23 protein-coding genes and 4 pseudogenes are annotated in these 25,072 nt (G+C 64.6%); 18 read left to right on the top strand and 9 right to left on the bottom strand.

Translation table 11 applies throughout. From position 1 onward, the window contains the following. Window positions 1-62 precede the first annotated feature (62 nt). A complete protein-coding gene (locus ACF0H6_RS12035; RefSeq protein ID WP_395249786.1) occupies window positions 63-1,457 on the top strand; it encodes a flavin monoamine oxidase family protein in 1,395 nt (464 codons plus the stop codon). Between the two features lie 149 nt (window positions 1,458-1,606). On the opposite strand, the gene ACF0H6_RS12040 is transcribed toward ACF0H6_RS12035, so the two are convergent. After that, window positions 1,607-2,236 carry a hypothetical protein gene (locus ACF0H6_RS12040; RefSeq protein WP_395249787.1) on the bottom strand — a complete coding sequence of 210 codons (630 nt, stop codon included), beginning with the start codon at window positions 2,234-2,236 and terminating at the stop codon, window positions 1,607-1,609. A gap of 152 nt (window positions 2,237-2,388) precedes the next feature. Further along, a complete protein-coding gene (locus ACF0H6_RS12045) occupies window positions 2,389-2,838 on the bottom strand; it encodes a DUF5997 family protein (RefSeq protein ID WP_395249788.1) in 450 nt (149 codons plus the stop codon). A 167-nt stretch (window positions 2,839-3,005) separates the two neighbouring features. On the opposite strand from ACF0H6_RS12045, the gene ACF0H6_RS12050 reads away from it, so the two are divergent. From ACF0H6_RS12050 to ACF0H6_RS12075, 6 genes and pseudogenes are all read left to right on the top strand, one after another. Beyond that, window positions 3,006-3,416 (top strand): molybdopterin-binding protein, encoded by a 411-nt coding sequence (locus tag ACF0H6_RS12050; RefSeq protein WP_395249789.1) that lies wholly within the window; start codon window positions 3,006-3,008, stop codon window positions 3,414-3,416. After that, window positions 3,413-4,232 (top strand): annotated as a pseudogene (gene modA, locus ACF0H6_RS12055) (molybdate ABC transporter substrate-binding protein). The gene ACF0H6_RS12050 and the pseudogene modA overlap by 4 nt, the downstream one beginning before the upstream one ends. A gap of 6 nt (window positions 4,233-4,238) precedes the next feature. After that, complete coding sequence (locus tag ACF0H6_RS12060) at window positions 4,239-5,042, top strand: ABC transporter permease (RefSeq protein ID WP_395249790.1); 804 nt, start codon at window positions 4,239-4,241, stop codon at window positions 5,040-5,042. Then, window positions 5,039-6,103, top strand: coding sequence for a sulfate/molybdate ABC transporter ATP-binding protein (locus tag ACF0H6_RS12065; RefSeq protein WP_395249791.1), 1,065 nt, complete (start codon window positions 5,039-5,041; stop codon window positions 6,101-6,103). The genes ACF0H6_RS12060 and ACF0H6_RS12065 overlap by 4 nt, the downstream gene beginning before the upstream one ends. Before the next feature lie 43 nt (window positions 6,104-6,146). Beyond that, the gene (locus ACF0H6_RS12070) at window positions 6,147-6,893 is read left to right on the top strand and encodes a LysR substrate-binding domain-containing protein (protein WP_395249792.1); all 747 of its coding nucleotides are present in this window, start codon (window positions 6,147-6,149) and stop codon (window positions 6,891-6,893) included. Window positions 6,894-6,896: 3 nt separating this feature from the next. Next, window positions 6,897-7,517 carry a LacI family DNA-binding transcriptional regulator gene (locus ACF0H6_RS12075; RefSeq protein WP_395249793.1) on the top strand — a complete coding sequence of 207 codons (621 nt, stop codon included), beginning with the start codon at window positions 6,897-6,899 and terminating at the stop codon, window positions 7,515-7,517. A 70-nt stretch (window positions 7,518-7,587) separates the two neighbouring features. On the opposite strand, the gene ACF0H6_RS12080 is transcribed toward ACF0H6_RS12075, so the two are convergent. Together ACF0H6_RS12080 and ACF0H6_RS12085 are read right to left on the bottom strand one after the other, a co-directional pair. Then, window positions 7,588-9,087, bottom strand: coding sequence for a SulP family inorganic anion transporter (locus tag ACF0H6_RS12080; protein WP_395249794.1), 1,500 nt, complete (start codon window positions 9,085-9,087; stop codon window positions 7,588-7,590). 7 nt (window positions 9,088-9,094) lie between these two features. Further along, window positions 9,095-10,198 carry a GTP pyrophosphokinase family protein gene (locus ACF0H6_RS12085; RefSeq protein ID WP_395249795.1) on the bottom strand — a complete coding sequence of 368 codons (1,104 nt, stop codon included), beginning with the start codon at window positions 10,196-10,198 and terminating at the stop codon, window positions 9,095-9,097. A 164-nt stretch (window positions 10,199-10,362) separates the two neighbouring features. Here ACF0H6_RS12085 and ACF0H6_RS12090 point away from each other — a divergent pair. The 4 genes and pseudogenes from ACF0H6_RS12090 (at window position 10,363) to ACF0H6_RS12105 (ending at window position 13,591) form a co-directional block, all read left to right on the top strand. Next, window positions 10,363-11,251, top strand: a pseudogene (locus ACF0H6_RS12090) (alpha/beta hydrolase). Further along, entirely contained in the window at window positions 11,245-12,213 is a 969-nt protein-coding gene (locus ACF0H6_RS12095; RefSeq protein ID WP_395249796.1) for a carbohydrate kinase, read from the top strand. Before ACF0H6_RS12090 ends, ACF0H6_RS12095 begins: the two are co-directional and overlap by 7 nt. A gap of 33 nt (window positions 12,214-12,246) precedes the next feature. Continuing rightward, complete coding sequence (locus ACF0H6_RS12100; protein ID WP_395249797.1) at window positions 12,247-12,735, top strand: YbhB/YbcL family Raf kinase inhibitor-like protein; 489 nt, start codon at window positions 12,247-12,249, stop codon at window positions 12,733-12,735. Between the two features lie 46 nt (window positions 12,736-12,781). After that, window positions 12,782-13,591 carry an HAD family hydrolase gene (locus ACF0H6_RS12105; protein ID WP_395249798.1) on the top strand — a complete coding sequence of 270 codons (810 nt, stop codon included), beginning with the start codon at window positions 12,782-12,784 and terminating at the stop codon, window positions 13,589-13,591. Window positions 13,592-13,616: 25 nt separating this feature from the next. On the opposite strand, the gene ACF0H6_RS12110 is transcribed toward ACF0H6_RS12105, so the two are convergent. Beyond that, complete coding sequence (locus ACF0H6_RS12110; RefSeq protein ID WP_395249799.1) at window positions 13,617-14,891, bottom strand: LuxR C-terminal-related transcriptional regulator; 1,275 nt, start codon at window positions 14,889-14,891, stop codon at window positions 13,617-13,619. Between the two features lie 138 nt (window positions 14,892-15,029). On the opposite strand from ACF0H6_RS12110, the gene hxlB reads away from it, so the two are divergent. From hxlB to ACF0H6_RS12130, 4 genes are all read left to right on the top strand, one after another. Then, the gene (gene hxlB, locus ACF0H6_RS12115) at window positions 15,030-15,683 is read left to right on the top strand and encodes a 6-phospho-3-hexuloisomerase (protein ID WP_395249800.1); all 654 of its coding nucleotides are present in this window, start codon (window positions 15,030-15,032) and stop codon (window positions 15,681-15,683) included. A 57-nt stretch (window positions 15,684-15,740) separates the two neighbouring features. Next, entirely contained in the window at window positions 15,741-16,364 is a 624-nt protein-coding gene (gene hxlA, locus ACF0H6_RS12120; protein ID WP_395249801.1) for a 3-hexulose-6-phosphate synthase, read from the top strand. Between the two features lie 180 nt (window positions 16,365-16,544). Further along, the gene (locus ACF0H6_RS12125) at window positions 16,545-16,793 is read left to right on the top strand and encodes a hypothetical protein (protein WP_395249947.1); all 249 of its coding nucleotides are present in this window, start codon (window positions 16,545-16,547) and stop codon (window positions 16,791-16,793) included. 38 nt (window positions 16,794-16,831) lie between these two features. Next, window positions 16,832-17,617, top strand: coding sequence for a glycerophosphodiester phosphodiesterase family protein (locus ACF0H6_RS12130; RefSeq protein ID WP_395249802.1), 786 nt, complete (start codon window positions 16,832-16,834; stop codon window positions 17,615-17,617). On the opposite strand, the gene ACF0H6_RS12135 is transcribed toward ACF0H6_RS12130, so the two are convergent. Continuing rightward, window positions 17,559-18,842 (bottom strand): RNA polymerase sigma factor, encoded by a 1,284-nt coding sequence (locus ACF0H6_RS12135; protein ID WP_395249803.1) that lies wholly within the window; start codon window positions 18,840-18,842, stop codon window positions 17,559-17,561. The two genes, ACF0H6_RS12130 and ACF0H6_RS12135, sit on opposite strands and share 59 nt — an antisense overlap. A gap of 6 nt (window positions 18,843-18,848) precedes the next feature. Then, window positions 18,849-19,199, bottom strand: a complete 351-nt coding sequence (locus ACF0H6_RS12140; RefSeq protein ID WP_395249804.1) for a YciI family protein — start codon at window positions 19,197-19,199, stop codon at window positions 18,849-18,851. Window positions 19,200-19,331: 132 nt separating this feature from the next. Between ACF0H6_RS12140 and ACF0H6_RS12145 the strand changes: the two genes are divergently transcribed. Next, a complete protein-coding gene (locus ACF0H6_RS12145) occupies window positions 19,332-20,474 on the top strand; it encodes a glycerate kinase (RefSeq protein WP_395249805.1) in 1,143 nt (380 codons plus the stop codon). 32 nt (window positions 20,475-20,506) lie between these two features. Here the strand turns inward: ACF0H6_RS12145 and ACF0H6_RS12150 are convergent. Then, window positions 20,507-21,857, bottom strand: a pseudogene (locus ACF0H6_RS12150) (uracil-xanthine permease family protein). 188 nt (window positions 21,858-22,045) lie between these two features. On the opposite strand from ACF0H6_RS12150, the gene ACF0H6_RS12155 reads away from it, so the two are divergent. Continuing rightward, window positions 22,046-22,651: a malonic semialdehyde reductase gene (locus ACF0H6_RS12155; RefSeq protein WP_395249806.1), complete on the top strand. Its 606-nt coding sequence runs from the start codon at window positions 22,046-22,048 to the stop codon at window positions 22,649-22,651. Window positions 22,652-22,695: 44 nt separating this feature from the next. After that, window positions 22,696-23,196 (top strand): 2'-5' RNA ligase family protein, encoded by a 501-nt coding sequence (locus ACF0H6_RS12160; RefSeq protein WP_395249807.1) that lies wholly within the window; start codon window positions 22,696-22,698, stop codon window positions 23,194-23,196. Between the two features lie 6 nt (window positions 23,197-23,202). On the opposite strand, the pseudogene pgm reads toward ACF0H6_RS12160, so the two are convergent. Continuing rightward, window positions 23,203-24,873, bottom strand: a pseudogene (gene pgm, locus ACF0H6_RS12165) (phosphoglucomutase (alpha-D-glucose-1,6-bisphosphate-dependent)). Between the last annotated feature and the right edge of the window lie 199 nt (window positions 24,874-25,072).

A 25,072-nucleotide genomic window follows, 5' to 3' on the forward strand; every position in this document is an offset into this window, starting at 1 on the left:
GAGATAAATGAACGTCATTCATTTATTGGTCAGCCAACGGGGACGGCCACAGAAAGGACATCATGTTGAATCTTGATCGCGACGTCGTCATTGTCGGTGCCGGTCCGTCGGGGCTGACGGCCGCGCGCGAATTGAAGAAGGCCGGACTGACCGTTGCCGTGCTTGAGGCGCGCGACCGCGTCGGTGGCCGCACGTGGACCGACACCATTGACGGAGCCGTGTTGGAAATCGGTGGACAATGGGTGTCCCCGGACCAGACAGCCCTCATGGGCCTCTTGGACGAGCTGGGCCTGAAGATGTACTCCCGCTACCGCGACGGCGAATCCGTGTACGTGGCTCCGGACGGCAGCCGCACGCGTTACACGGGCGCCTCCTTCCCGGTCAGCGAAAACACCGCAACCGAGATGGACAAGCTCACGGCGATCCTGGACAGCCTTGCCGCCGAGATTGGAGCCGAGGAGCCCTGGGCCCACCCCAAGGCCCGCGAGCTGGATACCATTTCCTTCCACCACTGGCTGCGCCAGAACTCCACGGATGAAGAAGCCTGCAACAACATCGGCCTCTTCATCGCCGGCGGCATGCTGACCAAGCCGGCCCACGCCTTCTCGGCCCTGCAAGCTGTGCTGATGGCGGCCTCCGCAGGTTCGTTCTCCAACCTCACCGACGAAGACTTCATCCTGGACAAGCGGGTCATCGGCGGAATGCAGCAGGTGTCCCTGCTGCAGGCAGCGGAACTCGGCGACGACGTCGTACTTAACACGCCGGTCCGCACCATCAACTGGCAGGAAGACGCGGACGGTGGCTATCGCGTCACCGTTGTGTCCGAGCGGGCAACCGTCAACGCACGCTTCGTCATCATGGCTGTCCCGCCGAACCTGTACTCGCGCGTGTCCTTCAACCCGCCGCTGCCGCGTCGCCAACACCAGATGCACCAGCACCAGTCCCTGGGCTTGGTCATCAAGGTCCACGCCGTCTACAGCACGCCGTTCTGGCGCGAAGACGGCTTATCCGGCACGGGCTTTGGCGCCGACGCCCTGGTCCAGGAGGTCTACGACAACACCAACCACGGAGACACCCGAGGCACTTTGGTGGGCTTCATCTCCGACGAAAAGGCCGACGCTGTCTTCGAACTCAGCGCCGAAGATCGCAAGAAAGCCGTCCTTGAGTCCATCGCCGGTTTCCTGGGCGAGAAGGCCCTGGGCGCCGAGGTCTACTACGAGTCGGACTGGGGTTCCGAGGAGTGGACCCGCGGCGCCTACGCGGCGAGCTACGACCTGGGCGGTTTGCACCGCTACGGCAAGGACCAGCACGCTGCTGTCGGCCCGATCTACTGGTCCTCGTCCGATCTGGCCGCCGAAGGCTACCAGCACGTAGACGGCGCAGTGCGGATGGGCCAAGCAACGGCAGCGCGGATCGTTACCGCGAACAACCGCATCTCGGCGGTGCCGGTCGCCTAAGTAAATCCATACGCGAGATCTCGCCCCTTTCGCTCGCTGAAGGGGCGAGATCTCACGTTTCGATCCCGTCCTTTCTCATGGACGGCGCCGAGCACGAACTCCTGATCCACATCGGGGCAATTCCGTAGCCCTCCGAAGAGGCGTGTGGATCAGGCAGCAGAAACGCCCGCGGCCGCCTCGGCTTCGGCCATCGCAGTGATGAGCTGCTGGATGGCGCGTGGGTAGTCCGTCCCGGTGGTGATGCGGCAGCGTTGGGCTTCCTGAAGCGCGCGGACCAATGCCGCGGTCTGGGGAACGCTGACGTCACTCATCCCGGGGTAGTCAATGCCTTTGGCGGGGTCGAGTTCATACCGCTGCCAGCGGGCCAAGAGGGCGTCGTGACGGGCAGAGGCTTCCGCGTAGCCGGGGCGGTTTTCGGGCTGGTTCTGGCGCTTCTGCTCCAGTTTCCTGCCGCCGGCAAAGGCCGCAAAGGCTGCGCCCGTACCTAGGAAAAGCATCAAGAGTCCGACGGCGGGCGAGGCCAAGGCGGGGATGACGACGGCCGGGACAATCACCACGAGCCCGGCGAAGACGTTCCAGAAAATGGCGTCAGGCTCTTTGGCGCTGTCCAAATCGCGGTGACCATGCGGCCCCCGGATGGTGACCTGTCCGCCGTCGGCGCCCCCATGTGCGACGCCCTTGCGGACGACATTTACGGTGAATGCCACCGCGCACATAAGCAATATTGCCCAGAACCCGATCTCCCAGACCGTCAGCTGGACTCCAGTTGTGGCGGGCAATCGGACCACCTCCAAGCGAATGCGCACCGCTTTTAAATTCAGTATGCGCCGAGGAACGCCTGGAGGCGAGAGTCTGATTTAAGCGTTAACGGCGGAAGGCAGACCGCCCCGGTTCGGGGTGATCTGCCTTCTTGCCGAATTCCGGGTGGGGACTATGCGTGGTCCCGCTTGGATGCCTTGGGTGCGTCCCGCTTGGCGGCGGCGTTCGTCTTGGCTTCCTGAGTAGCTTCCTTTTTGGCGGCTTCGTCCTTGATCCGCTTCGCCTCGGACCGCACGGCTGCGTGCGTGGCGCGCTCGACGACGAGCCACTGTGGCGGAGCTGCCAGCAGTTCGGTGATTTCGGCCGTGGTCAGGGGCTCGGTGATGCCGCCACGGGCCAGGCCGCTGATGGAGATGTTCAGCTTTTGGGCCACCACAGGGCGCGGGTGTGGACCGGTCCTGCGGAGTTCGGCGAGCCACTCCGGTGCGTTGGCCTGAAGCTCGGCGAAATCGGCGCGGGTAACTTCCGAATCCTGGAACTCCTGGGGTGTTGCGGGCAGGTAGATGCCAAGTTTCTTGGCAACGGTGGCCGGCTTCATGGACTGGGAGTTTGCAGAGGTCATGGTTCAAGGGTATCCGCCACCGCAGGGAAGTGGCACAGCAGCTGACGCGATCGCGCGGTCCGAGGCGGCGAGCCGGACGGCTGGCAGATCAGACAATCACCGGTCACATACGGTTTTACGGTGAATACTTTTCATTGCAAGCGCATATGAGGTTCTAGAATTGATTCATGCCGCATATACGAGTTTCTGAGGCCGCCCGCTTCCTGGGAGTCAGCGACGATACGGTCCGACGCTGGATTGATCACGGGGCCCTCACGGGGATGAAGGACGAATCCGGCCGCCTGGTGGTGGACGGACTCGAGCTCGCCCACTTGGCCCGTGAGCAGGCAGCTCTCCCTGAGGACCCAACGAAAGTGGGCCGCTCGGCACGCAACCGCTTCGTCGGCTTGGTCACCGGCATCACCATGGACAAGGTGATGGCCCAGGTGGAGCTGCAATGTGGACCTTTCCGCGTGGTTTCCCTGATGAGCAGCGAAGCCGTCCGGGAACTCGGACTCGAGCTGGGATCGGTCGCCACGGCCGTCGTCAAGGCCACCACCGTCATTGTTGAAACCGCGCAGGGAAAGAGCATCTCATGAAGATTGCACGCAGGAATGTCGGAGTTTTGCTGGCAGCAGGAAGCCTGGTTGCCGGCCTCGCCGGCTGTACCGGAACGTCTAGCGCCGGAAGCAGCGGAGCCGCAAGTAGCGGGAGCGCTAGCAGTGCAACGCCCACACCGTCTGGAACGGTCACGGTCTATGCCGCTGCCTCGCTGAAGGCGACGTTCACCAAGCTGGCCTCTGAATTCGAAGCCAAGAACCCTGGCACAAAAGTGGTCTTGAGCTTTGCGGGTTCCTCGGACTTGGTCACTCAGATCACCCAAGGAGCGCCGGCGGATGTGTTCGCTTCCGCGGACACGAAGAACATGGCCAAGCTGTCCGATGCTTCCCTACCTGGACGGAAAGGCAACGAACTTTGCCACCAACGTCCTGACAATCGCGGTTCCGCCGGCCAATCCGGCGTCGATCTCCTCCTTTGCGGACCTCGCCAAGCCGGGCGTGAAGGTAGTTGTCTGCGCGAGCCAGGTACCGTGCGGCGCTGCTGCCCAGAGCGTTGAGAAAGCGACCGGAACCACCCTCAAGCCGGTCAGTGAAGAGTCCTCGGTGACCGATGTACTGGGCAAGGTAACTTCGGGCGAGGCCGACGCCGGCCTGGTGTACGTCACCGACGTCAAAGGTGCCGGAGACAAGGTCAAGGGCATCCCGTTCCCCGAGTCCAGCAACGCGGTCAACACCTACCCGATCGGCACGGTCGGTACCAGCAAGCACAAGGACCTGGCAGCGGCCTTCATCAGCTTGGTCACGGGCAGCGAAGGCAAGAAAGTCCTGGGCGATGCGGGCTTTGGCGTACCGTAGGCGTTGATGAACTACAGCGGGATTCCACGGTGGGTCTACGGCCTGGCGGCAGTGGGCGGATTGTTCGTCTTGCTGCCGCTCGCCGCCATGGTGGCGAAGGTCGATTGGACCCAGTTCATCCCGTTGGTGACCTCCGAGTCCTCGCTGACGGCGCTGGGGCTTAGCCTCCGTACCTCCGCCGCGAGCACCGCCCTTTGCGTCGTCCTGGGCATCCCTTTGGCACTGGTCCTGGCGCGCCGGCCCTTCCGCGGGCAGCGGCTCCTCCGTGCCTTCGTCCTTCTGCCCTTGGTGTTGCCCCCGGTGGTAGGCGGTATCGCGCTGCTCTATACCTTCGGACGCCAGGGGCTCCTGGGCAAGAACCTTGAGCTCTTGGGACTCCAGATCGCCTTTTCGACGACGGCGGTGGTCCTGGCCCAGACGTTTGTGGCGTTGCCGTTCCTGGTGGTCAGCCTCGAAGGCGCCTTGCGGACGGCCGGCAACCGCTATGAAGCCGTTGCAGCGACTCTGGGTGCCCGTCCCACCACTATCCTGCGGCGTGTGACCGTGCCTATGGTCCTCCCGGGGCTCGCCTCCGGAGCAGTGTTGTCCTTCGCGCGCAGCCTGGGCGAATTCGGCGCCACGCTGACGTTCGCGGGCAGCCTGCAGGGAGTGACCCGAACCCTGCCGTTGGAAATCTACTTGCAGCGCGAGACCGACGCGAATGCCGCCGTCGCCCTCTCGCTGGTGTTGGTGGCGGTGGCGGTGATCGTCGTCGGGCTGTCCTACCGGCGTCCGCGCCCAGCGGATATTCCGGCGGAGGCGGCCACGTGAGTTTCCATATCGACGCCACCGTCCGGGCCCGCAACCTGGACGTCTCGTTGCGCCTCGGAGAAGCGGAAACCGTGGCGGTCCTCGGGCCTAACGGCGCCGGAAAGTCGACACTGCTCTCCGTTGCGGCCGGGCTCTTGAGGCCCGACGCCGGTTCTGCCCGCCTGAGGGAGCAGATCCTTTTCGACCTCGACGGCGGCAGCCGGGTCTGGACACCGCCACACCTTCGCGGGACGGCGCTGCTGGCCCAGGAGCCGCTGCTTTTCCCGCACCTGAACGTCTTGGACAACGTGGCCTTCGGCCCGCGCAGTGCTGGCGCTTCGCGGGCACAATCGCGCGAGGCGGCGCGGCATTGGCTTGCTGAAGCCGACGTCGAGCAGTTGGCCGAGCGCAAGCCGGGCCAGCTGTCCGGAGGGCAGGCCCAGCGCGTTGCGGTAGCCCGGGCACTGGCGGCCAGTCCCGAGCTGCTGCTCCTTGACGAACCGATGTCTGCACTGGACATCCACGCCGCTCCGCACTTGCGCCGGCTCCTCAAACGCGTCCTGGCCGGCCGCCGCGCCCTGATCATCACCCACGACGTCCTGGATGCCCTCATGCTCGCGGACCGCGTGATCGTCATGGAAAAGGGCCGGATTGTGGAGGAAGGCGCCACCCGGGAGGTGTTCCGGCGGCCCCGAAGCCAATTCGCTGCGGGACTGGCCGGGGTGAATCTGCTGGTGGGCACGGTCACGGAAGACGGACTCAGGACACCCGGCACCGAAGAGGGTGCCGGCATGCACGTCGCGGGACACCTCGACGACGAAGCGGAACCGGGCCAGCCCGGCGTCGCCGCCTTCCCGCCGTCGGCCGTTTCAGTGTTCCCGGACGCCACGCATGGCAGCCCTCGCAACTCCTTCCCGGTGGCGATCACCGATCTCGAACCGCACGGGGACCATATCCGGGTCCGGGCCGGTGATCTTTCGGCGGATATCACGCCCGCTGCGTCCGCGGAGCTGGGACTCGAACCTGGCTCGCACGTCTACTTTGTAGTCAAGGCCACGGCAGTCCAGGTGTATGCCGCTTAGGCCTGGCCACGCGCCTTGAGCGAGTGCGCGGTACTGTGAACTGGTGCCTGCCGATCAAGAATCCCTGCCCGTATCCGGAGCCCCCGATGCCGAAACGAGCGGTCCCCAGGAGCTGCGCTTCGCCTACGTCGCCGGTGTGACGCCCGGGAAATGGATCCGGCGCTGGGAAGAGCGCATGCCTGACGTTCCGCTGCACTCGTTCATGTCCGACGACGCCGGGCAGCTGACGGTCTTGCACGACGGTTCCGCTGATTTGAGCTTCGTGCGCTTGCCGGTGGACCGGGATGGACTCCACGTCATTCCCCTCTACGAAGAGCAGCCTGTTGTGGTGGCCCCGAAGGGTCATGAAATCTCCGTGTTTGAAGAGGTGGCCCTGGAGGATCTCGCCGAGGAGAACTTCCTGGATGTCGCCGAGATGGGTGGCCCCGAGATGGCCATGCAGGTAGTGGCTTCCGGTGCCGGGCTGGTGATCGTGCCGATGTCCGTGGCCCGGCATTTCAATGTCAAGGACACGGTGGCGCGTCGCCTGACCGGGACTGAAGGGACACAGATCGCGCTGGCCTGGCGGAGTGATTCCACGAGCGAGGTCATTGAGGAGTTCATCGGGATCGTTCGTGGCCGCACGGCCCAGAGTTCGCGGCAGCCTTCAGCGCAGCAGGAGAAGCCGAAGAAAGCGCCCAAGCCGGACCGGCGCGGCACCGGGGCCAAGAAGCCGGCCGTGGCGCAGCGTTATGCACCGAATCCTGACAAGGGTCGCGGCAAGGGCTCGCGCAAGAAAGGACGGCGCTAGGCCATGGGACTCGGAGCGAAGCCGACTATCAGGGACGTCGCAAGAAGCGCCGGCGTTTCCCTCACCACGGTGTCCTATGTCCTGTCCGGACGGCACGGTGGCACCACCCGCATCAGCGATGCAACGCAAGCCCGCGTCCAGGCAGCGGCCAAGGAACTGGGCTACGTACCCAACCAAGCCGCCCGCGGAATGCGCCGCGGCAAGACCGACCTCGTGGCGATTGCCATTGGCGACCTCGAATGGCCGTGGGACCGGGCGTTGGCTTCTGCCGCAGCCCGCATCCTGCCCGAGCACGGCTACCAGCCAGTGATCCTCATCGGCGAAGGGTGGCGGCGGTTCATGCTCTCCGGCGGTGCGGATGGCGCCATTGTGGGCGCCCTTCCGCCGGGCACGCTCCTGGACCTCACGGTGGGTGAGCTGGCGCGGCGTGGTGTCGCCCAAGTGGTCATTTCGGACACGATGCAACCGGCGGGGTTCGATGTACTGGCACCCGGATCATCAAGCGGCACCCCGGAGCCCGAAGCCCTTGAAGGGGCCGTCACTCTGCTCCTCAACAGGCTCGCCGGGCGCACTATCGGCGCCGGAACCACCATGGCCGCGCCATGGGAGTTCAAGACTCCGTAGCTGTCAGCTCTCCTTGAGCGGCTTCCGGGCCAGCCAGGCCGCGACGGGCCTTGTCATCGAGGCGGCCCACTTAGCCTGCGTTGAGCTTGCCTGCCAGCCGTTCGCGCATCCGTATGCTCGCCGCGTTGAGGCCCACCAGTTCCACCTCGCGGCCGTGACGGCGGTATTTCTCGCTAACGGAATCCAGCACGGCAACAGTGGATGCATCCCAGATGTGCGAGGCGTGAAAGTCGATGACCACGTGGTCGATTCCCTCCGAGGAATCCTTCGCGTAGTCGAACTGAGTGTAAAGGTCATTGGAGGAGGCGAAGAACAATTCGCCGTCCACCCTGTAGCTCGCCACGGTCCGGCCGTTGAGCGCGAGTTCGCTCCGCTCCACCGTGGCGAAATGGGCCACGCGGCGGGCGAACAGCACCATGGCCGTGAGGACGCCGGCACCTACCCCGATAGCCAGGTTGTGTGTGGCTACCACCACGGCCACCGTCACGAGCATGACGCCGGTCTCGGACTTCGGGAGTCGCCTAAGCGTTGCCGCCCGGATCGAATGCCAGTCAAAAGTGATGAGTGAAACGAAGATCATCACGGCCACGAGAGCGGCCATGGGAATCATGCCCACCACGTCCCCGAGCACCACCACGAGGACCAGCAGGAACGCTCCGGCGAGGAACGTCGACACCCGGCTACGGGCACCCGAACCCTTGACATTGATCATGGTCTGGCCAATCACGGCGCAGCCGCCCAGACCACCCAGGAAACCGGTGACGATGTTGGCAATGCCCTGTCCCCAGGAAACCCGAGTTTTGTTGGAGCGGGTGTCCGTGATGTCGTCCACGAGCTTAGCGGTCATGAGCGATTCCAGCAGGCCCACGAGCGCCATGGACAAAGCGAACGGGGCAATGGTCTGGAAGGTGTCCCAGGTCAAAGGCACGTTAGGCAGGAAGAAACCGGGAAGGCTATTGGGAAGTTCGCCCTTGTCGTGCACCGTGGGGACGCGGATTCCGGCCAGCACCGTGACGATCGTGAGGGCGACGACCGCCACCAAAGGCGCGGGCACCGCCGTCGTGATTCTGGGTAGACCGAAGACGATCAACAGTCCGAGGGCAACAATCGGGTAAACCATCCAAGGAACACCGATGAGCTCCGGCATCTGGGCCATGAACACCAGAATGGCCAAGGCATTCACGAATCCGATCATCACCGAACGCGGAATGAAGCGCATGAGCCGCGTGACGCCCAGGACCGCCAGGACGATTTGGAAGATCCCGGCCAGTATGACCGTTGCAATCAGGTAGTTGATCCCGTGATCCTTCATGACGGGCGCGATCACGAGCGCGACTGCGCCGGTGGCTGCCGAGATCATGGCGGGCCGGCCACCGACGATCGCGGTGGTGACTGCCATCGTGAACGATGCGAAGAGCCCGATCCGGGGATCCACGCCAGCGATCACGGAGAACGCGATGGCCTCTGGAATGAGGGCAAGCGCCACGACCAAACCGGCCAATGCTTCCGTCTTGAGCCTGCGGGGCGAGCGCAGTGTGAAACGGAGGGACTGGAGTTGTTCGGGTGTCATGGATCCTTCAATTTTTCGTGAGACGGTACCGCTCGATCTGTTTGAGCCGCCGCTGGAGGCTGTCCCGCCGGGGGTGGGGGACGACGTCGGGCGCTTCGGCGGTGAGGTCAATGTGTTCGGTTCCGTACTGCCACAGCAGGAGATCATCCAGGAGGCGGTCCGGTCCGGGGGAGTAGCGGTGGTCAAGGGCTTTGCGGACCTCGGTGATCCGGTTGGCGCTGAGGAGTCCGGCAAGCTCCACGGTCTTGTTCATTCCGTGGGCCGCAAGGAGCTCGGCAGCCCAACCCCAGTCGTCGTCGACTTTGCGGTCAACGTGGGGAAGAAGTGTCCGCCAGACGTCGCGCACACGGTTGGGTGTGAGGGGCATGGAACCTTCGCCGTCCAGATCCCAGTAGCCGCGGACTTCCTCGTAGCGTTCGTGGAGGTCGGCGAAGGCGCTTTCCACGGTTTCCAGCATGGCCGCGGTGGCTGTGAATTGGCGGTCGAAATGCGGCGTCCAGGCGCGCGGATCCTCGGCCTTGAAGCGGATATCGTGTTCGATCTCGCTCCATGCGTGCGCGAAAACCGTGCGGATCTGGCATTCGAAAAAATAGCTGCCATTCGGCGGGATATCCGCATTGAAGACTTGCTGGTATGCCTTCACGGACTCGTTCTGGATGGTGCGAAGGATGAGGTGCCGGCTCGAATATCCGTAAGTGCCGGACTCGATGGACCCGATGTCCTTCTCAAGATCGCCACGGCAATCGAAGAGCTGCCGTTGACGCTTGATCAGGTTGGCGACCGCGGCGTTTTCGGCCGGTAGCTTGGTGATGACGCGCAGCCCCACCATGTCGTTCAGAGTCCGGAACGGGTCCGGGAACTTCAGCACACGCGGGCCGCCGTCCAGGGGTACTTCGGTTCGCGAGATCTTTTCGCGGAAGGATTCAACCGTCTTTGTGCGTCCCGTGACGAACAACGGGACGGACTCGCTGTTCTTGAGCATGTCCCGCAGGGTCAGCAGGACATCGCGGGTGACGAGCTTCAGGGCAGGCCGGACGCGCTCGTAGAGCTCAACATTCGCCTGTACCGATTCGTGCAGCTGAGGATCCAAGCTGTCCCAATTGCTAGCCATGCCTCCAGCTTACGGTGGTGGGCCGACAGTTTTCGGAGGCGGAGGTTACATACATACCTCCGGCCTCAGCTCAGGCCGCCAAAGCCCTTAAGGATGACCCGAACAGCCTCGGCTCCCGCTCAGTGGCAGTGCTCCGCGATAGGCTCGGCACAAAGGAGGACACGATGCAGCGGCACAAGTACTACTACGGCGAGCACTCCAGTCAATGGGGCGAGCTGTTCGTACCAGACAACTCGCTCGGGCAACACCGAAGTCGACCCGACGGGGTGGTGGTGGTGATCCATGGCGGCTATTGGCGTTCGCAATACGGAGCAGAACTCGGTGAGCCTATCGCCCGGGACCTGCGCCGCACATGGAATTGCCGCCTGGAATCTTGAGTACCGCAGGGCAGGAAACGGCGGGGGTTGGCCCCACACGTTCGAAGATATCCTCACCGGAATCGATCACCTGAGTGAGATTGCCGGCACGCACGGCCTCAGCCTGGACAAAGTAGTGGCGTTGGGACACTCAGCAGGAGCCCACCTCGCGGTATGGGCGGCCGGGCGCGAAAAGCTCTCCAGGATCGGCGCCCCTGATGCCGACCGTCAACTTCATCGGCACGATAACGGCGCGTCAGTCCAGCTGACCGGCGTCGTCAGCCAATCGGGGCTGCTGAACCTGGCCGACGCCGAGCGGCTCAACCTCAGCAACGGCGCCGTCGACAACCTCATGGGTGGCGACTCCGTAAGATACCCCAAACGGCATATTTATGCGGATCCCATGAGTTCGCTCCCCCTCGGTGTCCCGGTTTTTGCGGTTCACGCGGCTGCGGACGAGGACGTCCCGTGCAGCCAGTCAGAGGTCTATGTTGCCGCTGCCACGGCTTCCGGGGGAGTGGCCCAGTTCCTCAAAGTACCCGGAGACCATTTCGATCTGATCGACCCCAGGGCGGTTGCGTACAAGAAGTGCCGGGAGTTGGTGCAGCGACTCGCTGGAATGATCTTCGCTGACACGTCGCCGGCTGTCATTTGGAGACGCGCGCCACATCGGCGTGGCAGAGTTGTCCCATGCTGACAGTCATAGGTGAAGCCCTGGTTGATGTCGTCCAGCGCTCGTCAGGAGTAGCCGCACATGTGGGGGGCAGCCCGCTCAACGTTGCCGTGGGGCTGGCCCGCTTGGACCACGCTGTGCAATTCATCGGCCGCTTCGGCAAGGACGCGTACGGCGATTCCATCGCGGCCCATTTGCGCGCAAGTTCCGTCATGGTCCCGCTTCCGCCCGACGGGAGTCCTACCAGCGTAGCTACTGCCCTGATCGACGACGACGGTGCAGCCAGCTACGCTTTCGACCTCACCTGGGAGCTCCCCGGGCTCGCCGGCCGCCTGCCGTTCATGCTTCAGGGCACAGCCCTTCTGCACACCGGGTCCATTGCCACCATGCTGGAGCCGGGCGCAGCGGAAGTCCTTGCCGCCGTCGAGCATTCCCACCCGAACGCAACCATCAGCTTCGATCCCAACTGCCGGCCCAGCATCATCAAGGATCGGGACTATGCCCGCACCCAGGTAGAGCGCTTCGTGGCCTTGGCCGACGTCGTCAAGGCGTCCGATGAGGACCTCGAGTGGCTCTACCCCGGCGTCGATGTCCTGGAATCGGCGCGGCGTTGGCTGCGCCTGGGCGGCAGCGGGGGACCGGCCATCGTGGTGGTGACACGGGGAGCGGACGGACCGTGGGGCGTCACCGCGGCGGGCGAGGCCCAGGTGGAAGCGCCCAAGGTGCAGGTGGCGGATACCGTCGGTGCGGGCGATTCCTTCATGGCCGCCCTCCTCTCGGGGATCGTGGACCACGGACTGGCAGGAGCGCAGAACCGGGACGAGCTGCACGCCATGCCGGCGGAAGTACTCGAAGGGATCCTCAGCCATGCCGCACGGGCCGCGGCCATCACGGTCTCCCGGCCGGGCGCCAACCCGCCGACCCGCGCCGAACTCAATGCCGTCCACGCCAGTGAAACAGGGTCAAGCGTCGAGGGGCAGCCATGAGCTACGCAGACCTTCCGGACGTCCCTTCGTTCGATGTCACCAGCGAGTCATTCCAGGAACGGCAGCGCACTCGGCCCGGCCCAGACCAGCAAGCGCTTCGGCGTGACCGGCGGCAAGGACGAATCCCCGCAGTTGAGCTGGAGCGGAGCACCGGAGGGCACCAAGGGTTACGTCGTCACCGTCTTCGACCTCGATGCACCCAGGGAGGGCGGCTACTGGCACTGGGCCGTGGTCAACATCCCCGCCGGTACGGGCTCCTTGCCGGCAGGCGCCGGCGCTCAGGGCGGTTCGCACTTGCCGGCCGGCGCGGTTCAACTAAAGAACGACGCCGGGTTCCCCGGCTACCTAGGTGCCGCGCCTCCGCCCGGGCATGGCCCGCACCGGTACATCGTGGCCGTGCACGCGGTCGACGTCGAAGTACTGGGTCTCGACGCCGGTGCCTCCACGGAGGCGCTCGTCCGCAAGCTGGCTTCTCACGCGCTGGGCCGGGCCGTCATCACGGGCCACTTCGAGCGGGGCTAGCTTTGGAGCTAAGTCAACGCCGGCTGCCCCCACGTAGACTGACATAATGCGCCTCGTAGCAAGTGACATTGACGGCACCATTCTTGGCCATGACGGCAAAATCAGCAGCCGCACCATCAGCGCATTCCACGCCTGCCGCGATGCAGGCATCGAGGTGGTCTTCGTGACCGGTCGACCGCCGCGCTGGCTCTACCCCCTCCGCGAGCAGATCGGCCACAGCGGCACTGTCATCTGTTCCAACGGGGCCGTGGTGTGGGATCTTGAGGCAGAGAAGCTGATTTCCGCACATGCCTTGAGCATCGAGTCCGTGCTGGAGGCCCGTCGGATCATCAAACAGCTCCGGCCCGACGCGTTGTTCGCCGCTGAAACCCTCACGGGATTCCACCTCGAGCCCGGGTTCATCGAGAACGAGACCAGCGAGCTCCTGGCCGAATTCACCCCTGCGCAACTGGACGAAACGCTCACCGCGGATGACGCCGTCGTGAAGTTCCTGGCCGTGACCCGCACGGGGACTCCGGACGATTTCCTCGCGGAGGTGCAGCCCGCCGTCGCGCATCTCGTGGAGACCACTCATTCCGCTCCCCGAACCGCGCTCCTGGAAATGTCTGCGCCGGGGATCAATAAGGCTGTGACCCTCGCTGAATATGCGGCATCCCGGGGCATCGACGCGGCGGACGTGGTGGCCTTCGGGGACATGCCCAACGATATCGAGATGTTGCGCTGGGCCGGCGACGGCTACGCGATGGCCAGCGGCCACCCAGAAGCCATCAGTGCCGCGGGGCAGCAGGCGCCGCATTTCGACGACGACGGCGTGGCCCAGATCCTCGAGGCGAAGCTCGCGTCCCTGCGGGTTTAGCGGGACTTTCGCCCGCGGCGGCACGTTAGTCCTGAGCGCGCAGCCCGTGGCTGTGTGCCAAGGCAATGGCCTCTGTTCGTGAACCCACGCCGAGCTTCCTGAAGATATTCCGGACATGGAATTTAACGGTGTTTTCGCTGATGTGCAGCTTGGCTGAGATGGCCCGGTTGCGCTGTCCGGCCGCTAACAGTTGAAGAACTTCCATTTCGCGCTCGGCCAGGCCCCATCCACCGATATCGGCCACGGGGGCAGATGGTGGGTCGAGTGGCAGGACCACCTGCACGTCCGCTCCCCAGCCGGCCATGACTTCGATGTTCATCCGCCCGTCCAGTGCTGCCACCCTGTTGTTGAGCCGGGAAATGTTAGGCGAATCCGCCGTCAGTTCGCCCAGGCCGTCGTCGCGCACATTGATCAGGAGATTCACGCCGTCGCAGTCCCACTGGACCCGCACACGCCTGACCGCGGTCTGCTCCACGATGGCCAGCACCAGACCCCGCACGATCGCCCGGGAGGCGTGGGCCACTTCGCCGGGCAGCGCCCGGCCGTTGACTGGTGGCTCGATGAACTGGATGTCGAGCCCGCTGAAATGCATGAGCGGCCGCAAATCCTCCCGCAGCCGTTCGAAGGCTTTGGCCACCGGCTCTTCAACGAGGTCCGTTGTGCGGTCGCTGAGCGTCCGAAGGTTCACGAGCGAAGTAACGGCAAGGTCCGTGACGGCTTTTCGGGCGGTGGTGTCGTCGAGGGCGTTTGATCGTAGCGCCGCCAACATCGTCTCCAGCGTGGTGGAATGCCTGTCGACGAGCTCGGCCGTTACGCGGAGCCGCTCGGCTGACGCCGCGCGGGACTCCAAGAGGTAGGACGGCGGCGCGTCCGCCACCTTCTCCTGGATGCGCCGGGCGGTCAGTTGCCATAGATAGTCAAGCGTCCGCAGGGCAGACTCCCGCTCCGACGGTTCTTCGGGCATGGCCGGCTCGGTGATGGTCAGCAGGGCCTTGGTTTCGGACGTCAATGCAAGAACGGGCCGTTGCCCTCCGGCGATGGTCGCCTCTCCGTGCCACGCCTCGCCTTCCGTGACCCTGGCCCGCAATTGGTCCAGCTCCGGAATGGAGACGCGGCTGATGATCCCCTCTGCCCCGGCCTTCTTCTGGGGGCGGCCGGTGCAATCCTCGGTGAAGATGACCAGTGCGCTGCTGCCTACGTACGGAAGCGTTGCTTCACGGAGCCTCTCGGCGATGCTCGTGAGCGGTGCGTTGGCCAGCTCAGCGACCGCCTCCAGTAGTGTCCATGGGCTTGAAGTCATCCCGCCACTCTAGCGGTTTCGGACAAAAGCACGCTACCCAAAAGGATAGCTAAGACTGCCCATGCTTGGCGTTACTCCTATCCGTCTGACGCGGAAAGATTGATTCAAACGGAACATTCATTGAGCAGGAGGCAACGCATGACCACAACCGCAGAGACTCCCCACGCCGCCTCGGGCCAACATCGCGACCTGGCTCGTGGCGTCCCGGACGTCGACCTGAGCCTGGACGTCGGCCTGGGCCTGGACGTCGTGGGTGGCGAGATCGCGGAAACGGCTGCTGAAATGGACCTTCGGCAGTTGTCCCGCCTGGCCACGGAAGTCCAGACCGCGGGGAACTCGGCCACCGGCCGGATCTTTGTTGCGGGAGCCGGCCGCAGCGGCCTCGTCCTACGGATGGCTGCAATGCGGCTGATGCACCTCGGTTTCGACGTCCACATCGCGGGGGACGCCACGACGCCGGCCATCCGCTCGGGTGACCTCCTACTGCTTGCCTCGGGCTCCGGGACGACCTCCGGCGTCGTGCGGGCTGCCGAGACGGCCGCCAAGACCGGCGCCAGGATCGCCGCGTACACGACAAACGCGACGTCCCCGCTCGCGGAGCTGGCCGACGTCGTCGTCATCATTCCGGCGGCGCAAAAGACGGACCACGGATCCACGGTGTCCCGCCAGTACTCCGGCAGCCTGTTCGAGCAGGTGCTCTTCCTCGCTGCCGAAGCCGTTTTCCAGACCCTGTGGGACAACGACGCAACCCCGGCCGAGGAACTCTGGCTCCGCCACGCCAATCTCGAATAGCCCCTATTTCCCAGCGCCTCAACCAACACCTCAACCAACAACGAAAGTGATCTCTCCATGAAGCTGCAAGTCGCCATCGACGTCCTCACTACTGAAGCCGCCCTCGAGATCGCGGGCAAGGTGGCCGAATTTGTGGACATCATCGAACTCGGCACTCCCCTCGTGAAAAGCGAAGGCCTATCCGCCGTGACCGCCATCAAGGAAGCCCACCCGGACAAGATCGTGTTCGCAGATCTCAAGACAATGGACGCCGGCGAACTTGAAGCCGACATCGCTTTCAAGGCCGGCGCGGACCTCGTCTCAGTGCTTGGCGGCGCAGACGATTCGACCATCGCCGGTGCAGTCAAGGCGGCCAAGGACCACAACAAGGGCATCGTGGTGGACTTGATCGGCGTGGCAGACAAAGTAAGCCGTGCCAAGGAAGCCCGCGCCCTCGGTGCCAAGTTCATTGAGTTCCACGCCGGCCTCGACGAGCAGGCAAAGCCGGGCTACAACCTGGACGTCCTGCTGAGCGCCGGGGAGGAAGCCCGCGTGCCCTTCTCCGTCGCGGGCGGTGTGAACCTGTCCACCATCGGAGCCGTACAGCGCGCCGGAGCGGATGTCGCCGTCGTTGGTGGTTCCATCTACGGCGCAGACGACCCCGCGCTGGCCGCGAAGCAACTCCGCGCCGCCATCATCTAGGGCCACTTCCGGCCGGGCGGACCCAACTAGCTGGCAGTTAACGTCGTTTTCAGGCCTCTAAACGACAACAAACGCGAGCTAGTTGGGACCGCTCACCCTTTACACAGCTCCAGTCCAACTGCCGTTCAACTCGTCCCCCTAGGGTGATCCTGTATCTGATAACGATCGCAGGGGGACATGATGGCCAAGAGGAAGACAACGGGGTGGCCTGATGCCCCGGTTCGCCGCGCAGTTCCGGCTGAACACTGGAAGCAATTGCGCCGCGGAGACCGCGTGAGCATCAAGCTCGCGCCGGGGTTTGAGAACCCCGGCCAAGTGGACGCCGTGTCGAGTGACCACAGCGTGGTCTGGGTAAACCTCGACGGCGGCCGCGGCCGCACGCTGGTGCACTGCGGCGACGGGGTGGAGATCGTCCCGCAGAAATCCTGACGGGGTCCCGGGCGGCACGGCCGGGTTACGCTACCCGTGTGAGCCCGTACTTGCCCTTCTTCAGTCGTCCGGACGGACAATCCGCTCCGCTTGCCTTCGCGCACCGCGGATTTTCGCCGGATGGCCTTGAGAACTCGGCCGCGGCATTCAGGGCGGCGCTTGAGCTCGGCTTCACCCATCTTGAGACTGACGCCCGCACCACTGCCGACGGCGTGGTGCTCCTCTTCCACGACGACACACTGGATCGCGTCACGGACGGCCACGGTCAGATCTCCAGCCTCACTGCTGCCGAGATCGCGAAGGCCCGCATCGGCGGCCGCGAAGCAATTCCGCTCCTTTCCGACATCCTGACTGGCTTCCCCGAGGCCCGGCTGAATATCGACGTCAAGGATTGGGGCACCGTCAAAGCTCTTGCCGGAATCATCGAACGTCTCGATGCCCACGACCGGGTGTTGATCGCGAGCTTCTCCGATCGCCGCCGACGCGCGGTCCTGCGACTTCTTACCCGCCGCACGGCCTCCTCGGCGGGAATCGTCTACAACGCCCTGTTTGCAGTCTTGGGTCCTGTCATGCCGGAACGCTGGTTGCGCAAGATGATGCACGACGTCGATGCCCTTCAGGTCCCGGTCCGCTATGGACCGGTGCAGGTGGTGACGCCTGGTTTTGTGCGGCGGGCGCGTCGGCTCGGACTCCAGGTCCACGTCTGGACCATCAATGATCCCGCCGAGATGGCCCGGGTGCTGAATGTGGGCGTGGACGGCCTGGTCACGGACCGTGCGGATCTCCTGAAGTCGGTGCTGCAGGGCCGCGGGCAGTGGTGGTGAGCGCCCGGGTGTGTGCTTCCAGGAAGTCGCGCTCGGCGTCGTTATCGGTGCGTTCTTGCGCAGCACGGTAGGCGGCGACAGCTTCCTCGGTGCGGCCCAGGCGCCGGAGTAGCTCTGCCCGCACGGCGTGAAAGAGATAGTAATTGCCTAGTTCGAGGACGTCGACGGCGGCAAGTCCCGCGGCGGGCCCTTCCACTTCTGCGAGGGCTACTGCCCGGTTCAAAGCCACCACGGGCGTCGGTTCGGTGGCCAGGAGCTGTTCATACAGCGCTAGGATTTGGCGCCAATCCGTGTCCGCCGGCCGGGCGGCATCGCTGTGCACCGCGTTGATGGCCGCTTGGATTTGGTATGGTCCGGGTTGATTCCTCTTCAAGCATTGCCGCACCAACATTTGGCCCTCGGCAATCAGATCTTTGTTCCAGAGCCTGCGGTCCTGCTCCGCGAGGAGCACCAAGCCGCCGTCGGGAGTTGCCCGCGCAGAACGGCGGGAATCGAGCAGGAGCAGGAGGGCCAAGAGTCCCTTGGCTTCGGGCTCATCGGGCATGAGTTCCGCGATGAGCCGGCCGAGACGGACAGCCTCGCGGCAAAGGTCTTCGCGCATCAGCCCCACGCCTGAGCTTGCCGCGTAGCCCTCGTTGAAGACCAGATAGACCACAGTCAGCACGGACTTGAGCCTTTCCGGAAGCTCAGCACCGCTCGGTATGCGGTACGGGATGTGGGCGTCGCGGATCTTGCCTTTCGCGCGCACCAGGCGTTGGGCCATGGTGGCCTCGGCTACCAGGAATCCGCGGGCAATTTCGGCGGTGGTGAGCCCGCCCAGGAGCCTGAGGGTCAGCGCTACCTGCGCGCCCCGGTTCAAGGCGGGGTGGCAACACGTAAAGATCAGCCGGAGTTGGTCGTCCTCCACGGTGTCCACCTCCATTGCGTCGCTTTCATCGCCGTGATGTCCATGATCGCCGTGCAGTAGCCCCGCCTGGGCGAGTTTCTCCCGTCCGGATGCCTCCCGGCGCAGCCGGTCGATCGCACGGTTCCGGGCCGTGGTGATAATCCAGCCCGCTGGACTAGGCGGCAGTCCGGCTTCCGGCCAGCGTGCCACGGCCTCGGTGAAGGCGTCCTGGACCGCGTCCTCGGCGGCGTCGATACTGCCCAAAACGCGGACCAGGACTGCCACGGAGCGTCCATACTCTTCGCGGAATATTTGTCCGATCTGGGAAATATGGACCATAGCGAATTAATCTACGTAGCCCGCGAACGGCCGGACTTCGATTGGAAGGGTAGTGGCTTGGGCGGCCTTGCGTCCCCATTCGAGTGCCACGTCCAGGTCCGGAGCTTCGATCACCCACAGGCCGCCCACATGTTCCTTGGCCTCCGCGAAGGGGCCATCGGTGGTGAGAATTTCGCCGTCGTTCACCCGGACCACCGTGGCGGTGCTGGCGGGGTGGAGGCCGCCCGTGAAAACCCAGGCGCCGGCGTCGCGCATTTCCTGGTTCAGGACGTCGAGATCGGTCATGATCCGGTTCAGGACTTCGGGTTCCGGGGCGGCTCCGTCGGGCTGGTAGATGCTGAGCAGATAACGTGACATGACTGTTCCTCCTTGGATGTGACGCCGGCATCTTGCCTGCGTCTCACCCTCTATACGAACGGCGTGTGCTGTTTTCGACATCTCAGACGCACGAATCTGCGAAAAGCTTAGCGCCGCTGGCAGGATGGGAGCATGCGCATCCTGATCGCCCCGGACAAGTTCAAAGGTTCCCTCACTGCTGCTGAAGCGGCGTCGGCCATGGCCGAGGGGGCATTGCGCGTGTATCCGGATGCTGTGGTGACGCAGTTCCCCATCGCCGACGGTGGCGAAGGAACTTTGGATGCGGCCGTGGCGGCCGGATACGAAGAGCGGATCAACGCCGTCGTCGGGCCTATTATCAAGCCAGTGGGCGCCGCATGGGCCATCCGGCAAAATGCCTTCGGCGGAGCTACCGCGGTGATCGAAACCGCGCAAGCGTCCGGATTGGCGCACATGGAGCCGACGCCGGAAAATTCCCTGCGTGCCCACAGCTATGGTTGCGGTCAGCTCATCGCCGCGGCACTCGACGCCGGGGCCACGGAGATCGTGCTTGGCCTGGGCGGCTCCGCGATGTCCGACGGCGGCAGCGGTGCCTTGCGCGCGCTCGGCCTCAAGCCCCTGGACGCGGCCGGGAACGTGGTTCCGCTCGGCGGGGGCTCCCTCTCCGACGTCGCGTCCCTCGATGTCTCGGGGCTGGATCCGCGGCTGACCGCCGTGCGGTTCCGTATCGCCGTCGACGTCCAGAACCCGCTCTTTGGCAGCGACGGGGCGGCGTATGTTTTCGGTCCGCAGAAGGGCGCGGATGAGGACGCGGTGGAATTGCTCGACGCCGGCCTTCGAAACTGGGCGTCCCTGCTGCGGGAAATGAGCGGACGCGATATCAACGTTCCCGGTGCGGGCGCCGCGGGGGGATTCCCGGCGTCGTTCCTCGCTTTCACGCGAGCATCGCTGGAAGGCGGCTTCGCGCTCGTGGCCGGACTGACGGGGCTTCCGGAAAAGCTCGGTGGCGCGGACTTGGTGATCACGGGCGAAGGCTCCATGGATTCGCAGTCACTGACCGGCAAAGCGCCCATTGCCCTGGCGGATTCGGCGCACGGGCAGGGCATTCCCGTGATTGTGGTGGCCGGAAGGATCTTGGTGACTCCCGAGGAGCTTGCGGGTCATGGAATAGTGGCCGCGGCCCAGCTGCTCGATGTCGCGCAACGCAGCAATGGTTTGCCGGACGCTGCCGACGCCATTGCGAACGCTGCCAAGTACCTCGCGTGGGCTACGAGCCAGGTGCTGGAAGGCGCCTAACTCCTGAGCATGCCCGGTGGGGGACCGCGGGCCTAGCGCTTCGGGTGCCGTTTCGCCGCCGCGTTGATGGCGGACTTCGCTGCCGGAGGCAGCCCCGCCGTCTCCATCTCCGGTTCAGCAACCGTCCCGCGCCAACGCGCCAAACCCTTCATGCCGTGATAAACCACCAAGGCAGCGGCCGAGCCCAAGGCGATGCCCGTGAACTTCAGTTCGCCAATGGTCCACGTGTAGTCCGCGATGCCGATGATGAGCGCGACGGCGGCCGTGGTCAGGTTGATGGGGTTCGAGAAGTTGACCTTGTTTTGTACCCAGATCTTGACGCCCAGGACACCGATCATGCCGTAGAGCATGGTCGCCGCTCCGCCCAGCACACCGGCGGGAACAGTGGCAATAAGTTCGCCAAACTTGGGCGAGAAGCTCAGCAGGATGGCGAAGATCCCGGCAACCCAGTACGCCGCCGTCGAGTAGACCTTAGTGGCGGCCATGACGCCGATGTTCTCGGCATAAGTGGTGGTACCGGAGCCGCCGCCGAAGCCGGCGAGAACTGTCGCAACGCCGTCTGCCATCAACGCGCGGCCGGAGACGTCGTCGAGGTTGCGTCCTGTCATCGCAGCCACGGACTTCACATGTCCCACGTTCTCGGCCACCAACACCAGGACAACCGGTACAAACAACCCGATAACGCCGAGGTGGAACTCGGGCGTCTGGAAGTGCGGCAGGCCGATCCAAGAGGCCGTGTCCATCTTGGAGTAGTCCACTTCGCCGCGCCCCATGGCGGTAAAGTAGCCCACCACCACGCCCACCAGGATGCTCAGGCGGCCAAGGATGCCACGGAAGAGGACGCTCACCAGAATGATCGTCACAAGGGTCACGAGGGCAGTGATCGGGGCTTTGTCGAAGTTCGCCTTCGCGGCCGGCGCCAGGTTCAGGCCGATTAAGGCAACGATCGCGCCTGTCACGATGGGCGGCATGGTCCGGTTGATCCATTCAGCGCCGAACTTCTGCACCACCATGCCGACGAGCGCCAGCACGACGCCGGCCAGCACCACTCCGCCCAGCGCGCCGGGGACGCCGAACTGCTGCTGGGACGCCAAGATGGGAGCGATGAAGGCAAAGCTCGAGCCGAGGTAGCTGGGTACGCGGCCCTTGGTGATGACCAGGAACAACAGGGTGCCGATTCCAGAGAAGAGCAGCGTAGTGGCGGGCGGCATGCCTGTGATGATGGGCACCCAGGAAGGTGGCACCGAACATCGCGACGACGTGCTGCATGCCGACGCCGATGGTCAACGGCCACGCGAGCCGCTCCTCGGGTGCCACCACGTGTCCCGGCCGGATCGTCTTGCCGTTGCCGTGCAGCTTCCATTTGGTTCCGAGCATGCTCATCGACGGGAGCCTTCCCTGAAGTTGTGATTGTCCGGGTGCAACCTTACCGTCCGGATGGCCTGCCGTTCCCGCTGTGGGGAACATCACCGGCCTTCTCGGGAAGGGTCTGGGGGAAGTTGAAGTTTGCACGTGAGGAAAGCATTAGCGCCCGGCCGTCCATGGCAGCGGGCACAGCGAAAGGTACGCGAATGACAATCGCCCACGAAGAAGCAGTGATTGACGCCGCAGCAGTCGACGCCATTTTTGCCGAAGCCCGGACTGCAAACTCCTTTGCCGGAGAGGTTTCCGAGGAGCAGGCCCAGGCCATCTACGAACTGACCAAGTTCGGCCCAACGGCGTTCAACTCCCAGCCGTTGCGCGTCACCTACGTCCGCTCGGACGAGGCACGCGCCAAGCTCGTCGAGACCCTCTCTCCGGGAAACAAGGCCAAGACCGCTTCGGCCCCGCTGGTCGCCGTGCTCTCCTATGACACCGACTGGCACGGCCAGTGGGACAACTTCCTCCCTGGCTACAACGCCCCGAAAGCTATGTACGACGCCAACCCTGAGTTCGCTGCAGTCACCGGCAACAACAACGCCCACCTGCAGGCCGGCTACTTCATCCTCGCCGTCCGCACCCTCGGCTTCGCTGCGGGCCCCATGACGGGCGCCGACTTCGCCGCGATCGACGCCGCATTCTTCCCCGCCGGGGACCAGAAGAGCTTCCTTGTGGTCAACATCGGCCAGCCGGGTCCGGACGCATTTGGCGCAGCCAAGCCGAAGTTCGCGTACGAAGACGTAGTCCGCACCGTCTGACCCTCACTCACCTTGAGGGGGCACACCGGTGGGAAACTTTCCTTATGCGGAACCTTATTCTGGTGGCGTTCGTCGAGCAGGTGGCTGACGGGCTGATCTTCCCGCGCAGTGATTGGCCGCTGCACATCACCCTCTTGAGGTTCGACGTCGGACCCGCGGACGGTGACGACGTCGCCGAGCGACTGAGCGAACTGGTTACCGCTCCGGCGATGGGCGCCCTAGGGGCGGACCTCACGGTCGGGCCCGACGCCGGATTCGGTCACCAAGGGTCCACGCCGGTCAGCCTCGTGGAACACCACCCCGTTTTGCAGGGCCTGCACGAGGAACTGTTCGACGCCGTGGCCAGAGTCGGAGGGCGCGCAGCAACGCCGAACTACGTCTTGGACCACTATCGGCCGCACATTTCGCACCACGACGGAAAGCGCCCCAGCCCGGGAGACGCCGTCGTGCTCGACCAGATCGCGCTGGTGGACATGGCGCCGGAAGGCAACCACACGATCCGTCGGATCCTCAAGCTGTGGCGCCTTCCGGCGGAGCCAAGTTAGCGAACGCTAGGAAATCACGCCGTCAACGAGCGCCTTGGCCTCTTCCTGGACCTGCTTGAGGTGGTCGGCACCCTTGAAGGACTCGGCGTAGATCTTGTAAACGTCTTCGGTTCCGGACGGCCGGGCCGCGAACCAGGCGTTCTCCGTGACCACCTTGAGGCCGCCGATTGACGCACCGTTGCCGGGCGCCTCGGTCAGCTTCGCGGTGATTTCCTCGCCGGCCAGCGTGGTGGCCGTGACGTCCGACGACGACAGCTTGCCTAGCGCAGCTTTCTGTTCACGCGTGGCGGCGGCGTCGATCCGAGCATAGACAGGCGCGCCGAACTGATCCGTGAGTCCCTTGTACAGCTGCGACGGCGACTTGCCGGTGACGGCCGTGATCTCCGACGCCAAGAGGCCAGGAGAATGCCGTCCTTGTCGGTGGTCCAGACGCTGCCGTCGCGCTTGTTGAATGAGGCGCCCGCGGATTCTTCGCCGCCAAATGCACCCTCGCCGGAGAGCAGGCCCGGCACGAACCACTTGAAACCCACGGGAACTTCCACGAGCTTGCGGCCCAGCCCGGCCGCCACCCTGTCGATGATGGAGGAGGACACGAGCGTCTTGCCGACCACGGACTGGGGGTTCCAGCCCGTGCGGTTGCGGTAAAGGTAGTCGATCGCGACGGCGAGGTAGTGGTTCGGGTTCATCAGGCCGCCTTGCCCATCAACAAATGGCGTGACGATGCCGTGACGGTCTGCGTCGGCGTCGTTTCCGGTGGCGATGTCGTAGGCGGTGCCAGTGCCGGCGTCGGCCATGCGCTTGATAAGGGATGCCATGGCCGACGGCGAGGAGCAGTCCATGCGGATCTTCTCATCCCAGTCGAGGGTCATGAAGGCCCATTGCGGGTCCACGGTGGGGTTGACCACCGTGAGGTCCAGCTGGTGGCGTTCGCCGATTTCGCCCCAGTAGTCCACGGATGCGCCGCCCATGGGGTCTGCTCCGATCCGGACGCCGGCCCCGCGGATTGCTTCGAGGTCCAGCACCGAGGGGAGATCGTCCACGTAGCTGCTGAGGAAGTCGAACTTGCCCGTGGCCTCCGCCTTGAGGGCGTCGTTCAACGGGATCCGCTTGACGCCCCGCAGCCCGTTTTCCATGAGTTCGTTGGCGCGGTTGGCGATCCAGCCGGTGGCGTCCGTGTCCGCGGGGCCGCCATGGGGAGGGTTGTACTTGAAACCGCCGTCGGCCGGAGGGTTGTGGCTCGGGGTGACCACGATGCCGTCTGCCTGGGGCTGGCCACTGCCGGCTTCGTTGTTGTACTTGAGGATGGCGTGGCTCAGCGCCGGGGTAGGCGTGTAGCCGTGCCGCGCGTCGATCAGCACATTGACGCCGTTGGCGGCGAGGACTTCGAGGGCGGAATTTTGCGCCGGCTCGCTCAGGGCGTGAGTGTCCTTGGCCAGGAAGAGCGGGCCGGTGATGCCTTGGCCGGCGCGGTATTCCACGATCGCCTGAGTGATAGCGAGGATATGCCCTTCGTTGAACGAGGCCTTCAGGCTGGAACCCCGGTGTCCGGAGGTCCCGAAGGCAACGCGCTGCGCGGGATCGCTGAGATCCGGCGTCACGTCGTAATACGCGTCAAGAAGAGCAGTGATGTCTACAAGGTCACTGGGGAAGGGCAACTGTGCCCGCACGGCTAGCCATTGACCCAGCATGCCAGACGGCTCTCTGTGCTTGAAGAGAAAAGCCACTATTGCGGCGCCTATGACATCGTATGTAGGCGTCATCGGCGAAGATTCACTGCCCGTTTACCGAAGTTCGCCACGAGGTTGGGAAGCCGGGCCTTCGGAAGCTTATGTGCGCTTTGGCTCGGCTGTAGGCTGGGCATAAAGACTCGCAAGGG

This window comes from Arthrobacter sp. NA-172 (genome assembly GCF_043952055.1).
GTDB lineage: Bacteria > Actinomycetota > Actinomycetes > Actinomycetales > Micrococcaceae > Arthrobacter.